The sequence below is a fragment of the Okeania sp. SIO3I5 genome, from assembly GCF_010672085.1.
Taxonomy (GTDB): domain Bacteria; phylum Cyanobacteriota; class Cyanobacteriia; order Cyanobacteriales; family Microcoleaceae; genus Trichodesmium.
Window position 1 is genome coordinate 1 of sequence record NZ_JAAHHT010000207.1, and the last position, 16,927, is coordinate 16,927.

9 protein-coding genes are annotated in these 16,927 nt (G+C 35.5%); 6 read left to right on the forward strand and 3 right to left on the reverse strand.

All coding sequences use genetic code 11. The annotated features are described in order from the left end of the window. Positions 1 to 1,494 precede the first annotated feature (1,494 nt). On the forward strand, positions 1,495 to 3,441 hold the full coding sequence (locus F6K40_RS30900; protein ID WP_293141504.1) for an FAD-dependent oxidoreductase: 1,947 nt from the start codon (positions 1,495 to 1,497) through the stop codon (positions 3,439 to 3,441). Between the two features lie 455 nt (positions 3,442 to 3,896). On the opposite strand, the gene F6K40_RS30905 is transcribed toward F6K40_RS30900, so the two are convergent. Beyond that, entirely contained in the window at positions 3,897 to 9,308 is a 5,412-nt protein-coding gene (locus tag F6K40_RS30905; RefSeq protein WP_293141506.1) for a trifunctional serine/threonine-protein kinase/ATP-binding protein/sensor histidine kinase, read from the reverse strand. A gap of 418 nt (positions 9,309 to 9,726) precedes the next feature. Further along, positions 9,727 to 10,074: a hypothetical protein gene (locus tag F6K40_RS30910; protein WP_293141508.1), complete on the reverse strand. Its 348-nt coding sequence runs from the start codon at positions 10,072 to 10,074 to the stop codon at positions 9,727 to 9,729. A gap of 78 nt (positions 10,075 to 10,152) precedes the next feature. Here F6K40_RS30910 and F6K40_RS30915 point away from each other — a divergent pair, with 78 nt between their 5' ends. The 5 genes from F6K40_RS30915 (at position 10,153) to F6K40_RS30935 (ending at position 13,680) form a co-directional block, all read left to right on the forward strand. Next, entirely contained in the window at positions 10,153 to 11,202 is a 1,050-nt protein-coding gene (locus F6K40_RS30915) for an aromatic ring-hydroxylating dioxygenase subunit alpha (RefSeq protein WP_293141510.1), read from the forward strand. 271 nt (positions 11,203 to 11,473) lie between these two features. Further along, a complete protein-coding gene (locus F6K40_RS30920; RefSeq protein WP_293141512.1) occupies positions 11,474 to 11,689 on the forward strand; it encodes a helix-turn-helix domain-containing protein in 216 nt (71 codons plus the stop codon). Between the two features lie 225 nt (positions 11,690 to 11,914). Then, a complete protein-coding gene (locus tag F6K40_RS30925) occupies positions 11,915 to 12,469 on the forward strand; it encodes a hypothetical protein (RefSeq protein WP_293141514.1) in 555 nt (184 codons plus the stop codon). 514 nt (positions 12,470 to 12,983) lie between these two features. Then, the gene (locus tag F6K40_RS30930; RefSeq protein WP_293141516.1) at positions 12,984 to 13,400 is read left to right on the forward strand and encodes a hypothetical protein; all 417 of its coding nucleotides are present in this window, start codon (positions 12,984 to 12,986) and stop codon (positions 13,398 to 13,400) included. A gap of 61 nt (positions 13,401 to 13,461) precedes the next feature. After that, complete coding sequence (locus F6K40_RS30935; RefSeq protein ID WP_293141518.1) at positions 13,462 to 13,680, forward strand: hypothetical protein; 219 nt, start codon at positions 13,462 to 13,464, stop codon at positions 13,678 to 13,680. A gap of 582 nt (positions 13,681 to 14,262) precedes the next feature. Here F6K40_RS30935 and F6K40_RS30940 read toward each other — a convergent pair. Continuing rightward, entirely contained in the window at positions 14,263 to 16,668 is a 2,406-nt protein-coding gene (locus F6K40_RS30940; RefSeq protein WP_293141520.1) for a beta strand repeat-containing protein, read from the reverse strand. Between the last annotated feature and the right edge of the window lie 259 nt (positions 16,669 to 16,927).

Here is a 16,927-nt window from a genome sequence, read left to right on the forward strand (position 1 = left end):
ACCCTCTACCTTAAATCAACTTGCAACGATATTTCTATATAGCAATCTTGGATAGGTTGTCAGATTTTTGGGTAGGGATTTTTTCTCCTTTCCCCAGACGAAAATGAGATTTATCTGACCAAACCCCGACAGTTTTTTTTGACAAATTATTTCAGATTGCTGTATCTGTTTGAGCAAAATAAAGTTTTGTCTTTCTGAACTAGATAGAAGAAAATTTATCACTGAATTTTACCCTCTACCTTAAATCAACTTGCAACGATATTTCTATATAGCAATCTTGGATAGGTTGTCAGATTTTTGGGTAGGGATTTTTTCTCCTTTCCCCAGACGAAAATGAGATTTATCTGACCAAACCCCTACAGTTTTTTTTGACAAATTATTGAAGATTGCTGTATCTGTTTCAGCACAAGAAACTTTTGTCTTTCTGAACTAGATAGAAGAAAATTTATCACTGAATTTTACCCTCTACCTTAAATCAACTTGCAACGATATTTCTATATAGCAATCTTGGATAGGTTGTCAGATTTTTGGGTAGGGGTTTTCTCGACTTTCCCCAGACGAAAATGAGATTTATATGACCAAACCCCTACAGTTTTTTTTGAGAAATTATTGAAGATTGCTGTATCTGTTTGAGCAAAATAAAATTTGGTCTTTCTGCACTAGATAGAAGAAAATTGGTCACTGAATTTTACCCTCCACTTTAAATAAACTTACAGCTATATTTATATATCTGCTTCAGCACATTGATAGTAGTAAATAAAAATCACATTTGCAGTCTACTTCCTAACTATTAAAGTCATTTAATAATCAATATATTTAATTGAGAACTACTCAGCACATTTACTAGCAAAACCCTAGCTATTAGTGTTGGATTTCATTCTTCAACCCAACCTACGCAATTCTAATCAATATTTTTAATTTCAAACTACCCAACACATTTACTAGCAAAACTTTAGCTATTAGTTTTAGGTTTCATTCTTCAACCCAACCTACGCAATTCTAATCAATATTTTTAATTTCAAACTACCCAACACATTTATTAGCAAAACCCTAGCTATTAGTTTTAGGTTTCATTCTTCAACCCAACCTACGCAATTCTAATCAATATTTTTAATTTCAAACTACCCAACACATTTACTAGCAAAACTTTAGCTATTAGTTTTGGGTTTCATTCTTCAACCCAACCTACGCAATTCATTTTTTATTACAACTATTCAAAGCAAAATTATGCTATACCATTTTAATAAAATTATGGCATAAACCTGAATTTTTAAGCACCCCTTTCCAAGGAAAACCTAAATTATTAAGCCCCCCTTTCAAAGGGGGGTTTGGGGGGATTAAACTCTTCCACTATTCATACTTCTTATTTCTCAAAAACTTGAGAAAACATTAAGCATTTTATTATTTATACCCAAAAATAATGTTGTAAATTACAATATATCAGGGCGTTAATCAGCCAAATTAAAATTTCCAAAAGTAATCAAATTATTGCTGATGAATCAATTAACTAATCTCAACTCATTTCCATCAGTTTCGCGACGAACAATACTCAAATTATTAACTATTGGAGCTACTACTGGTTTACTGGGTTATACTCGATTCTCGAAACCCCAACCAACAGTTTTTACCCAAGATAATTTAGACTTACCACGATATTTAAACAATTCTAAAAGTGTGGTAGTAGTTGGTGGTGGATTAGCAGGATTAGCTTGTGCTTATGAACTTAGTCAGCGAGGTTTTGCGGTTACTTTATTAGAAAAATCACCACAACTAGGAGGAAAAATTGCTAGTTGGTCTGTCGATGTAGGGGGAGAAAATTTTATGATGGAACATGGTTTTCATGGTTTTTTTCCTCAATATTACAATCTGAATAATTTAGTATCGGAACTGAATATTACCGATAATTTTCAGTCTTTAGAATTTTATTCTGTGGTATTTCGAGAAGGAAAATATAAACCAGAAGTATTTCGTCCTAGTAGTTCTGCTTTTCCTTGGAATATAGTCGATTTAGGAATTTCTTCTCCTAATAGATTTAGATGGGGAATTAATTTAGCAAAACCTAAACATTGGGAGGTTTTTCGAGCTATAGGTGGTTTTGAAGTAGAGAAAACTTATCAGCTATTTGATAATTTATCTGTTGCTAAATGGGTGGAAAAAGATTTTCCTCAAGGGTTGTACGATCTGTATTTTTTGCCTTTTGCTAAATCTAGTCTTAATGCTCCAGACAAGTTGAGCGTTGCCGAGTTAATGCAGTTTTTTCACTTCTATTTTTTTGGTAATCCAGAAGGTTTAGCTTTTAATGGTACGAGGCAAGATATGGGTACAAGTTTAGTACAACCAATTGCTGAAGAAATTGAAAGTAAGGGAGGTAAAATTTTTACTGATGTTGGTGTTAGTAAAATTAATTGGCAAGACAATAAGATTAATTCAATTAGTTATCAGTTAGGAGAGGTAAAAAGTTTGATTCCTTTTTGGGTAGAACGTAATTTAGAGATTAACAAAAAGGAAGTTAATTATTTTGGTTCGAGCGATCGCCTCTTTGCGATTAAAGCTAATTCAGATGAAGCGATTTCTCTGACTTGTACTCATCAAGGTTGTACTGTGGAATTAGCAGAAGATGGAAATTTTTACTGTCCTTGTCACGGTGCAGTTTATGATAGAAAAGGAAAAGTATTAACAAGTCCGGCAAAACGAAATTTATCCCGCTACAAAGTTACTAAAAATCGAGAAAGTAAAGTACAGTTAGTTGGCATAATGGAAAATAAGTCAGAAATTATCTCCACAGAAATTCAAGCAGATTATTATGTTTTTGCTACGGATGTTCCGGGAGTTCAACACTTATTTAATCTGATGGAAGGAGAAGTAAATCAAAATGTCAAATCTCAGGTTCAAAAATTACCTATAGCTGACCCATTTGCAGTCTGTCGTTTTTGGTTTGACCGAGACTTTGACTGGCAACATAGCAATTTTACCTCTCTATCCGGTTATGAATTAACTGATAGTATTACTCTCTATCATCGGATTCAAGAACAATTCATTGAATGGCATAAAAAAACAGGCGGTAGTGTTGTGGAATTACACGCTTATTGTTACAAAGAAAAACAGTTTCCCACTCAAGAAATTTTACTCACAACTTTTGCACAAGAATTATATGAAATTGTACCGGAATTAAAAGAAGCTAATTTGCTGCATCGAGAATTAGTAAACCAGAAAAATTTTTCCGCTTATCCTCCAGGTAGTTATCAGGAACGTCCGGAAACTAATAGTGGTATTTCTAACTTAATGTTTGCTGGAGATTGGGTAAAGATGCCGTTTCCTTGTGGTTTAATGGAAAGAGCTATTAGTAGTGGGTTATTAGCAGCAAATGAAATTCTTTTTAGAGAGGGTTTACAAAGGCGAAAATTACTATCAGTAAACCCAGAAGGTATTTTGAAAATTTGATTTTAGAGAGTAGGGAGTAGGGGAGTAGAAAAACAACTGTACCTCTGTAACTTGAGAAACACTATAAAAAAATAAGTAAGACTTACTTCATCAATTGAGGGAGTAAAGATTTTTTCTCAATTCCCAATTCCCAATTCTTTAGTAACTTGAGAAACGCGATAAAAAAATAAGTAGAACTTACTTCATAAATTGAGGGAGTGAAGATTTTTTCTCAATTCCCAATTCCCAATTCCCAATTCTTTAGTAACTTGAGAAACGCGATAAAAAAAATTGAGGGAGTGAAGATTTTTTCCCAATTCCCAATTCCCAATTCCTGAGTAACTTGAGAAACCCTATAAAAAAATCAGTAGAACTTACTTCATAAATTGAGGGAGTGAAGATTTTTTCTCAATTCCCAATTCCCAATTCCCTACTCCTCTACTTCCTACTCCCTACTCTCTACTCCCTATTCCCTATTACGGTTTAATCGGAATTTCAATTATGAACTCTGTACCTTTTCCAACTTCAGAAACACAACTCAAATCGCCCCCATGTTTTTCTACTACAATTGAATAGCTAATTGATAGTCCTAAACCTGTACCTACACCGACTGGTTTAGTAGTAAAAAATGGGTCAAATATTTTAGATAATGCTTCAGAACTAATACCACTACCATTGTCAGCAATTTTGATTTTTACTGTTTCCGAATCTGTTACTTCACTAGAAATTGTAATAGTCGGTTTAGGGTCAAACTCTTCTTGTTTATCCCGCCGATTTTCTAAAGCATCAATTGCATTAGCAACTAAATTCATAAATACTTGATTTATTTGGGAAGCGTAACAGATAACCTGTGGCAAATTACCATAATTTCTGACTATTTCAATTCCACGTTTATCTGACTTTTCTTTAATACGAGTATGCAAAATTAGTAGGGTACTATCAATACCTTCATGGATATTTACATGTTTCATATCAGCTTCATCTAAGCGGGAGAAGTTGCGCAGAGAAACTACAATATCTCGGATACGTTCTGCTCCAACTTTGATAGAATTCAAAAGCTTCTGTAAGTCTTGTATGAGAAATTCTAAGTCTATATCTTCAATTTCATCTTGAATTTCTTCTACAGGATCGGGATAATGTTCTTGATATAAATCAATCAAATTTAGTAAGTCAGAAACATAGTCACTGGCAGGGGAAAGATTACCATAAATAAAACCGACAGGGTTATTTATTTCGTGGGCGACTCCAGCAACTAACTGCCCTAAACTTGACATTTTTTCACTTTGAATTAGTTGAGATTGAGTGCGTTTTAGCTCGTGCAATGTTTGCTCTAGTCGGATATTTTTTTCGTTTAATTCTTGGGTTCTTTCCTGTACTTTTTGTTCGACTGAACCGTACAACATTGCATTTTCTAAGGAAACTGCTGCTTGAGATGATAAAAGTCTTAATATCTCCAAACGTTCTGGAGTAAATGCACCTGTAGTTAGATTATTTTCTAAGTACAAAACTCCGATAAGTTTGCCTCCATTAATAATAGGGGTACATAAAACAGATTTAAGTTTAATTCTGGCAATATAAGGGTCAGTTGTAAAACGATCTTCAGCAAAAGCATTACTTAAAACAACATCTTGACGTGTTCGTTCCACATAATTAATTACTGTTAGTGGTAAATCTTCAGATTCATTCATTTGAGTCTCTTGAACTACTACTTCTTCAGAATCTAATGTAGCTTCAGCTTTATTCATTAGTTTGCCTTCTTTTTGTAGCAAGAGTACGCCTTTTTCTGCACCAGCATTTTCGATGAGAATTTTCATCAATTTAGATAGTAACTTATCCAATACAATCTCACTAGAAATTGCTTGAGATGCTTTAATAACGGTGGCTAGATCTAAGGATTGACTAGCACCACTTGTATCACTAGACATTGCTGTAGTATGAGGATCGATCATGTATTTTTTAACTTTTAATAGATTTTGTAACTCTGGATATTGATTTTCTAAATCTTTGATTTTTCTATTTGCACCTAAATTTTGATAACCATAGTAAGCGTCATATAAATGAACTTTTGCATACTTAAGTTTACCTTGATTTAACCAGCATTTTACTGCTAATTCATTACCTAATGCTTCATGTTGAATAAATTGATTTTTCCCAGCAGATTCTATCCCTTGATTATATAAGTCTATTGCTGTTATATTTTCTCCAGAAATACTTGCCATTTCTGCTGCTACTAATAAATATTTATGTTCAAAGTTTTCTTGACAGTTATCTGCCCAAATTTTCATCTGCTGTTGATTATTTTCTAGTTGTTGCCAATATTCTTTTTGCTTAACTTCAGAAACATTTGGGTAAAGGGCAGTTAAAATTAGTGAATAGTAAAAATTGAATTCTGTAGTAGGTAAAGTACCTGTAATAAATTCTAGATATTTTTGAGCTGACAAAATGCTATCCAGTGCGACATCTAAGTTTCCATACAAATAGAAAAGATATGATTTGTAAATAAGATATATACATAAGGAGTAAAAGTTTTTATGTTGTTGACAACTATCTAAATATTCTAGTTCTTTATCTGTGTCAATATCGAAATCAACTTGTTCTTTGGTTAGAGAGTTATTATCCTGATTTTCAGGTTTTGATGCCAAGTTTTCTAGAATATTTTTAATTCCGATTAAAGTATCTGTCGAAAGTTGATTTTTAGTTTTTTGAGTAAATTGTAAGTGCCGATTAATTTCTGTTAATATTTCTGGGATAGGTTGACCTTGAAATAATGAATTAAGAGATGTCTGATGTAGAAGATAACCTGCATATTCTAAATCCCCTGATTCTAAAGCAGCTCCATATCCTTCATGATTAATTACATTAGACTCTTTAATGTGCTTAAACCAAAAACTTAATGTATTAGCAAATCCAGCACAAGCTTTACATTTTAATCGCGAAATTTCCCATTTATCAGTTAGTTTTAATGCCAACAAACCAAACTGATATGCAGAGTGATAATCTCCGAAATAACTATTGAGAATCATTCCATAGTTAGTATAACAGAGACATGATTCGGCAACAGAACCATATTCTAGGGAAATATTCACACCTTTTAGTACCATTACTGTCCATAATTCTGGATTTGTTAAATAAGCAGATCCCATCAAATTTGTTAATAGCTCTAAAGCTATTTTAGATTTTGATGTCTGCCGATCTTTTTCATTAATTAGTTCAGCAATTTCTTGTTCCCCTAAATTTTCTTTGACTTTGGCAAATTCCAGATTAATTGCTGTCTGTAAATCTGTTTCTGGTAGCTCTATTTCTAGTAATGCTAGAGATTTTTTACCTGCTGCAATTGCTTGTTCATACTGACCCCGTAAAGTATATTGAATAACCAATAAATTATAAACTTCTATGTTCTCAAAAATTGATTTTGAATAATCTAATATGATGTTAATTAAGGCTTCACTTTCGGAAAAATTACTGTTTAAATACTTTACTATTGCTCCTTCTTTATATAATGCAAAAGTTAGATCATAATCTTGATTCCAACAATCCCAATCTAATAGAGATATGCCTGCTGTAATATATTCTTTAGCAGCTACATAAGCTGTCGCATCTTTGGCTTTTTTAGCAGCTTCTAAATTCAGTTTTGCTAGTTCAATTTTTTCTTGTTCATCTTTAATTAAAGTTCTCCCTATATTCAGATGATCTACTAAATCAAATACTCGTTCCCCGCGATATTCTGGAGGAGTATTTTTCAAAAATAAACGTCCTATTTTTAGATGTACAGCCTGTTTTTCAGACTCATCTATAAAAGTATAAGCTGCTTGTTGTACTCGGTCATGCAAAAACTTATAATTCAGAATTAAAAATGGATATAAATTCAATTCTACATTTTTTGCTTCTGTTTCTGAAGTAGGTAGAATTAATCCTTCCTGAATGGCAGGTAATAAATCTTGAAAAGTTGCATAAGATTCTTTTTCATAAATTAATGCCAAAGTATTCAAATCAAATTGATTACCTACACAAGCAACTAAACTTAAAACTTTCTGAGTTAAAGTCGGTAATTTTTCCAATTTTCCAATCATTAACTCCACTACATTATCAGTAATATCAAGTGCTGTAATTTTTTCCATATCCCACTCCCACCGAATCCGTTCAGAATCAAATTTCAGCAAATTTTCTTGATAGAGAGTTTTCATAAATTCATTCACAAAAAAAGGATTTCCACCTGTTTTTCTTTCTACTAACTCTGCTAATTCTTTGACAGAATTTTTGTCATTGTGTAACGTCTCGGCAATTAATTGAGTAATATGTTCAAACTTTAAAGGAGTTAAATTTATTTGATTTATCTGACCATGATTAATATTCCCAGATTGAGAACGAATCGCATTTAAAGTCATCAATAAATGATGAGTTGAATTAACTTCATTATCCCGATAAGACCCAATTATCAACAGATGTTGTGTTTCTTCATCTACCATCATTAATTTAATTAACTTCAGTGTAGCCGAATCTGCCCACTGTAAATCATCAAGAAAAATAACTAGGGGATGCTCTGGTTTACAAAATAAACCAATAAAGTTTTGAAAGATAATATTAAAGCGATTTTGAGTTTCATTTGCCCCTAATTCTTGGATTTTGGGTTGAGGTCCAACAATTAATTCTAATTCAGGAATTACATCAATAATAATTTGTCCGTTAGTACCAAAAGCTCCTAAAAGTTTATTTTTCCATTCATGTAATTTAGCTTCACTTTCACTTAAAATAATTCTGACTAATTCAGAAAAAGCACCGACAATTGCTGAGTAAGGAATACTACGTTGAAATTGGTCAAATTTTCCCCAAATAAAATACCCACCTTGACGAATAATTGGTTGAGCAATTGCTTGTACCAAAGCTGATTTACCTATACCAGAATAACCAGTTACTAACATCATTTCTTTTCTCCCCTCACGCACACGCTCAAATGCTGCTATTAATGCTTCAATTTCTGATTTTCTGCCATATAGTTTTGGAGGGATTTGAAATTTATCAGAAATATCTTGACTACCAAGAGGAAAATCTACTATTGTTTCTGTCATTTGTAACTGATTTAAACATTCATCTAAATCAGCAATTAAACCCCAAGCGCTTTGATATCTTTCTGCAGTAGTTTTTGCTAATAATTTCAGAACAATATTTGATATTATCTGTGGAATTTCTGGATTAATTTCATGGGGAGGTTTCGGTTGTTTAGCAATATGAGCATGAACTAACTCCATAGCATCAGTATTATTAAAAGGTAGTTGCTGAGTTAATAGTTCATAAAAAGTAACACCCAGAGAATAAAAATCTGTACGATAATCTATAGGAGAATTCATCCTGCCAGTTTGTTCTGGAGAAATATACGCCAGAGTACCTTCTAAAAGTTTAGAATTTTCTAGTTGATGACTGTCACGACTTAACACAGAAGAGATACTAAAATCTATAATTTTTAACTCCCCAGTTGTCTGATTAAAAATTATATTAGATGGATTAATATCTTTATGAATAATATTAGCACTGTGAATTTCACCTAAACTTTCAGCTACTTTTATGGCTAACCTTAAAAAACCCAAAATAGTAAATTTTTCTGAGGCAATTAATGTTTTGAGAGATGCACCACCAAAATCTTCTAAAATTATTACTAGATTATTCTGGTATTTTTCCAATCCATAAGTTTTGGTCACTCCAGAAAGATTTAAAGACCTGAGAATTGCATATTCTTTTTTATATCGATTATTCTCAGGTTCCGCAGAATAATTTCCTTTACTAAGTTTAAGTACAACAGGGTGATTATCTGGCTCTTTTTTAGCTCTATAAACTATAGAATTAGTACCCTCATAAATTTTGGCAATAATTTGGTAACCTGGAATATTAATCATTGTTAAATTTTCCTGTAAAACGATTAAAAAGGAAGGGAAAAGGCAGAAGCTAGAAGAAAAGAAAAGGTACTTAGGGGAGAAAGTTTTTTGGTCGCGTAAGCGGAACGGAGTTTTATAATTGATTATTTGGACATGACATTAAACAATTTCCTTTCTTAAATCCTTCTTTTTTTTCTTAATGCATGAGTTTTGACTTTTAACTTTTGACCAAAAAATAAGGTCTTATACTATTTTGATAAATGTCTGCTACAAATACCTAGGGAATTTTTTAGGAGTCAGGAGTCAGGAGTCAGGAGTCATAATGAATGGCTTCAAGACCATTTTTTAGTCGAAAATCATCTTTTTTCTCAAAGAGAAATTTCCTGTAAAATCTTTTTATCCCCATTACTATTCGTAACATTCTTTTTTCAAATTGGTATTAGGCCACACCTAATAGGGAGGATGGGGAGGATGGGGAAGATGGGGAGGATGGGGAAGATGGGGAAGATGGGGAGGATGGGGAAGATGGGGAAGATGGGGAGGATGGGGAAGATGGGGAGGATGGTGAGGATGGGGATACGGAAGTTGCATGAATAAAAGCGGATTTTTCTCCCACACCTCCCACACCTTCCACACTTCCCACACCTCCCACACCTTCCACACGAACCAACTTCCCACACGAACCAACCTCCCACACCTCCCACACCTCCCACACCTCCCACACCTTCCACACCTCCCACACCTTCCACACCTCCCACACCTCCCACACCTCCCACACCTCCCACACCTCCCCAACCTCCCTATTCCATAGAGATACTGATAACTGATAACTGATAACTAATAACTAATAACTGATAACTGATATATGTCTTCTCCTCGAACTACTTTCTACCATGATATCCGTAACTTGGGAATTAACCAAAATCATTGGTATGCTGTTGCTCGTAGTATAGAGCTGAAATCTCAACCTTTAAGCATTACCCTTTGGCATCAACCCATCGTTCTTTACCGGGGTTGTAATGGAAAAGTCCATGCTCTAGAAGATTTTTGCCCTCATCGTTTTGTCAAACTTAGTTCTGGTCGTGCGATCGCGGATGAATTAGAATGTACATATCATGGATGGCGTTTTGAGTCAAGTGGTAAATGTTCTCATGTACCCTATTTAGCAAGTAATCAAAAATTACCTAGTTGTCAAATTCGGACTTTTCCAGTCCTTGAACTACATGGTTTTATCTGGCTATTTCCTGGAGATAAATCATTAGCAAATTTAATCTCTCCTTTAGAAATTCCGGAGTGGGAACATCTTAATTATATTGCCACAATTTCTGTAATAAAATGTCGCGCCCATTATTCTTATTTAGTAGAAAATTTAATGGATATGCACCACGGACATTTACATCAAAATTGGCAAGCGTGGGCAGCAGCAAAATTAATAGACTTATCTGAAAATGACTATCGAGTAGATGCTTATTATGAGGCTCAAAGCTATTATAAAATTGACAAAATTTGGTCAATATCTCAATTAATATTTCCCAGTTTACGACAACTCCATCCCGAGGCATTAAATGTTAGTTATATATATCCAAATTGGCTTTCTAACCTGGGGAAAGATTTTAAAATTTACTGTCTTTTATGTCCTGTTAATGAAAGAGAAACCCAAGCTTATCTGATTCACTTTACATCACTCCATGCCTTTTGGCGTTTACATAAACTACCAGAATGGTTTAGACGATTTGTGAAAAAAAGTTTATTTGGTTCAGCTCAAAAACTACTTGATGGTTTAGTGCAGCAAGATGTAGAGATGATAGAAGAAGAACAACTTGCTTATCTAAAAAATCCTCAGCGACGTAATTATGAGTTAAACAAAGCTCTAGTAAGTACACAAAGGTTAATTAAAAAACAAGCCATGAAATGAATAATAAATATATGCTGAAAATAATAGAGTATCTGTCTAACAACCGATAAGATACTTGTAAGGTATAAAACTTATCATATATGAGCGATCCCCATATTAGAGTTAGGTCAAAAGTCTCTGAATTATAGCACTTTTGAGTTAAGTAGACCAGAAAATCCCAATCGGGTTTGGGAGTCGGGAGTGAGGAGTCGGGAGTAGAAAGATACCTAGGTTTTTTAACTGTTATCTATAATCTGGTACTATCTACAATAATCTCCAATTATCTATTTTTATGCTACTAGGATTTCCAACTAAACTACACCCAAATAACCAGCAAAAAACCTTGTTGGCCAAACACGCTGGTGTAGTCCGTGATGCTTATAATTGTAGTTTTTGGTTAAGAATAAACATTCTTAATCAGAATGCTAATAATCCTAATAGTAAGATTAAATTTCCTACAGAATTTGACTTACATAAGCTTTTGGTAGCAATGGTTAAACAAACATAACTATTGGTACTATGAAGTATCTTGAGTCTGCGCCTCAATATGCTTTGAGATATTTATCACAAGCCTGGAAGCGTTGCTTTAGAAAAGTTTGGGGAGCGCCTAAATTCAAGAAAAAAGGTATAATAGTAATGAATAATGAATAATGAAAAATTAATAATGAAAGAAAACTAACTGGACAGTAAAAAGTTTTTTTCTTAAATATTACAGTTGGTTTCATCTGACAAAATGCTCCAGTTCCGACTGTCTCGTATCTGGGGCGAGCGAGCATTTAAGAATTTTTTCAAAAGAAAACCAATTATTAATTATTTAGATGGTTCAATATCCCTAGATTTTAATCAGATAAAACTACCACGAATTGGTTCGATAAAGACATTTGAAATATTACCGGATCATGTTACTCCTAAATCCGTAACTATTAGTAGGGTATCAGATATATGCTTTGTTAGTTTCAAGACAGAAACTGTACCTCAAAATACTAATAAATTTGAAGGCGCTCAATCGAAAATAAAGTTAGAACCTAAATTATCGAGACTTCAATACCTAAACAGACATCAAACTAAATTCTGTAATAACTGGAAAAAATCTCAACTTAAGATAGTTCAGTTACACAGTAGAATAGCTAATATTAGAAAAGATACATTGCATCAACTAACTACTTATTTGGCTAAAAACCACAACCCACCCCCATCCGCTACGCGGAATGCAAAATTTATGCATTATTGCTTAGTAAGGCTTTTAGGATTTTGTAACTGCTTAGTTATTTCTGCCATCCTGCACTAGAAGGTTAGCTTGAGGAGTAGGTGCTGATATGGGATTTTATGAATTCAGAAGACAGTTAGAGTACAAGTGCAAGATGTATTGATAGATGCTTCCTTAGCCCTAAAACTTGCTCTAGCTGTGGGAATGTCAAACAGTCTATCTTTGTCAGAGCGTCTTATGAAATGTGAACATTGTGGTTTTACTTGCGTGTGAGACTTGAATGCTAATTTAAATCAAGTGATTCGGTGAGCTACGGGAGCCGTCGGATTTGCCACGTATCCTCCGTGACAGTTTGTGGACTGGTGAGTGCCTACACTACCAGGGTGAAGCAAAAATAGAAAGACTAGCGGGAAAATCATAGATTTTTACAGATAGTTGTAGGTTTCTAAGAACGGAAAACTATTATAAATCAGGTGAATTAAGAAAAATTGTTTCTGTTTGAATCTTCCGAATTCAAACAAGGAGCTACATCGCTAATAAAAATTAGCACAATCAAAGTCAATATCTCTCACATTATGGATGGAGCTAGTTCAAAATGAGTAATAGCATTGGCATAATGTTTGGGTTTTTAGGTGGAACAATTTTCGCCAGTGAAGGGGGATACAAAGTTTTACAACACCCTAACCCAAACCGAGAATATCAAAGACTTGCAGAAGCCAAATGGTTTTTGGCCTTGAGGTGGTGCGAACAATGTGCAACTCCTGCTGGCATCCTTAACTTCCAAGGTCAATTTTCTTTCTATAATCAAGCAGCATTGAGAATTGGAGAACATAATTTTTTACCTCTAGAGCATAGGCAAGAAGTATTTAATCAATGTTTATCCTTACCAGCAGGTACAAAAAAAACTTACTCAATTTTTGCGCCTGATGGTAGTTATTTTAGCTCTTTTGAAGTGATGGGAATTGATATCGATCCTAGATATGGTAGGATTGCTATTGTAAATTCACTCTAATTTTTTCAATCAAGAAAATTGGTAGTCCTAAAATATTAAGGATGAAGGATATCAGAACTATTTGGTGATATCAAGTCCGGATAAGAGCATTGAAGCATTAAGTTATCATCGAAATCGTTTTGTGGAGAATTACCTGCATAACACCAGCAAGTTAGTTGTTAATTATTTAGTGAAGAGTAATATTGGTACTGTAGTAATTGGAAAAAATGATAATTGGAAACAGGGTGCAAATATCGGTAAAAAAAACAATTCCCTACTTTACCCAAATACCGCACTCTAAGCTAATTAAACAGATAACTTATAAATGTGAACTTGCTGGCATCAAAGTTATGGAAACAGCAAGATTGTTACAGAGCATAAAACTTCTGCACTTGACCTAGAATTACCCAGGCGCCATGAGAATTATGTGGGAAAACGAGTCAAACGCGGTTTGTTTAGAAGTGGAACAGGTAAAGTGATTAATGCCGATATTAATGGTTCTCTTCAAATTTAAGACAAGAAATTCCCAGAGGCATTTAGTGGCGTTTGCGTAGCATTCCGTAGGATGGGAATAGTGAGCTGTGCCGTACATATATTGGTTAATCCAATATCAAGAATTTAACAACTGCAATTTTCTACAGTTTAATTCGTACGGTTGCAATGCTATGATAAATAATTCCGGGTCTAGGGCAACTGGTCTGCAGAAGGCACTTATGCTGAACGGTTTGAGAGAAATTTGAAAAGATACTTTTTGATAACCGGACATGATATTATTAATTCTGGACATTGCCAAAAGCGATCGCCTCTCTCAAATCAAAGAGGCGATCGCTATAAGTCCTAAATCAATTTAACAATCAGTTAGACTTTGAAAAAGAGCGCTCAACTAGATAGTAGCAAAATCACTAGCATTAATAGCTGTAGCAGAAACACCAAACAAAGTGACTAAATCTTGTGATGTTGCAGTCTCCTGCAGAATAGTATTACCACCACTAGAAACTACAGTTAAGTCACTGAAAGTCAGACCATCTAACAAGAAGTTATCTGTACCATCTTGGTAATCGAAAATAAGGTCAGTGCCATCACCAGAGCGTAATACGAAACTGTCAGCACCAAAACCACCATTTAGAAAATCGTTACCTAGACCACCATCAAGAGTGTCGTTATTCCCGCCACCTTCTAAGTTATCACCACCATTACCACCTATAAGTTCGTCTCGATCGCCATTACCTTGTAAGAGGTCGTTACCATTACCACCTATGAGGAGGTCTTGACCTCCACCACCTCGGAGGATATCATTTTCAGCTTCACCCATGAGAGTATCATTACCTCCGTTACCCTCCAAGATATCATCACCAGTACCACCGAGCAATTCATCTGCTCCACCACGACCACTGAGACTATCTGCTCCATCCAAACCTTGGATTAGGTCATCCTGAGCATCACCCTCAATCGTATCATTATTTCCAGTACCAACAATACCACCAGGAATCTCAAAATTACTACTATCAAGATCGGCAGCTTGGGTATTTATTAAAGTTGCTAAATCTTGTGATGTTGCAGTTTCTCGGATAATAGTATTAGTACCATCTTGAATTACAGTAACGTCACTGAAAGTCAAACCATCCAACAATAGATCGTCTGTACCAGGCATAAAATCACTAATCTGGTCATTGCCATCACCAGAGCGCAATACGAAAGTATCGGCACCATTTCCACCATTCAGTAAATCGTTACCTAGACCACCGTCAAGAATGTCGTTATTGTCACCACCTTGTAAGTCATCAACACCATTACCACCTAGGAGACTGTCTTGACCTCCACCACCAAGGAGAACATCATTATCTGTACCACCATCAAGGGTATCATCACCAGCACCACCATCAAGGGTATCATTACCAGTACCACCAAGGAGTTCATCATTACCTCCCAAACCGTTGATGATATCTGCTCCTCCCAGACCATCAATGCTATTATTCTGACCATCACCGTTAATAACATCACCATTTCCAGTACCAAAAATGGTATTTGGAGTAGGGTCGGTAGGGTCGGTAGGGTCGGTAGGGTCGGTAGGGTCGGTAGGGTCGGTAGGGTCGGTAGGGTCGGGGTTCCCAAACTCGAAGGCACCTATATCAGCTACACCATTAACAACACGCTGGAAACCTGTACCTCGTTGGTCAGTAGTTAGACCGAGAGAGTTGCTGCCAGCGTTAATAGCAGCACTGCCAGATTGTAAAGCATGGGTTTGAGTGAGACCGCCGTTATCAGCAAGAGGATCTAGACCAGCGTTAGTGACTCCGGTTTGGTCCGCTGTAGCGTTGAAACGAGCATTAGCATTTCCTGTCCCAATTAAGTTGTTGCCACCGCTTTGGATGGAATTGCTAGTAGCTCTTAGTTCGTCAACATCATTAGCACCTGTACTATTACGGTTACCAGAAATAATTGTAGAAGTAACAGTTGTAGCAGTTTGATCGGGAGTGCTATCTAAAGCGAAACTTGCCAAACCACCGCCAGTTCCACCATTATTTAGAGTGGGAGTTTGTGCAAAGTTATCAGTAATGGTGCTGTTGGAAATTGTAGCACTGGTAAAATGGTTTAAATTGGGATTAACGGCAGTGACGTAAACACCACCACCTTGACCGTTTGCTGTATTACCACTAATGGTGCTTTGAGTAACTTGTGTAGTACCAAAGATAGCAATACCGCCACCATCGCCAGTACCTGCAGCAAGTGCTGCGTTGTTATTGATGGTAGAATTAGTAATGGTTGTATTACCAAATGCCATGACACCACCACCGTTGTAGTTAGCTTCATTACTGCTAATAGTGGTGTTGATAACATTGGCGGTGCCTAGATCGTTGTTATAGAAACCACCACCATCACCTGATGCGGTGTTGCCTGTGATTACAGCGTTACTGATAGTGATATTTTCATTGTTGAATATACCACCACCATCACCAGCGTTAGTAGCATTACTTCCAAAAGCAAACCCACCTGTAATGTTTACTCCATCAATGGTAACTTGAGCTTGGTTATTAGCGTTGCCATCATCAACATTAAATACACGGAATTGACCATTAGCTGCACCCCCTCCATCTATGGTGACTGGATTTGTTTCATCTCCATCAATAGTGAGGTTTTTATCTATTAACAGTTCACTAGCGAGGGCGATAGTCTGACCACCTAGACTGGGGTCAAATTGAATCGTATCACCTGCGGCAGCATCAGTAATTGCTTGTCTTAGGGAACCAGCACCACTATCATTAAGATTGCTGACAGAAATTGTAGCCATAATGTGTTTGACTTTTAAATTTGGTTTACTGTTTACTTAAACATTAGTGGTTGGTTACGATCCGGAAAAATTTAGATTAACTTTGGTAGATTTATTGTGCTTGAAATTCAAGTAGACATGGTAATGATTCTAGGGTAAATAGGGCTGCAAAGTGTGGGAGGTGTGGGAGGTGTGGGAGGTGTGGGAGGTGTGGGAGGTGTGGGAGGTGTGGGAGGTGTGGGAGGTGTGGGAGGTGTGGGAGGTGTGGGAAGTGTGGGAG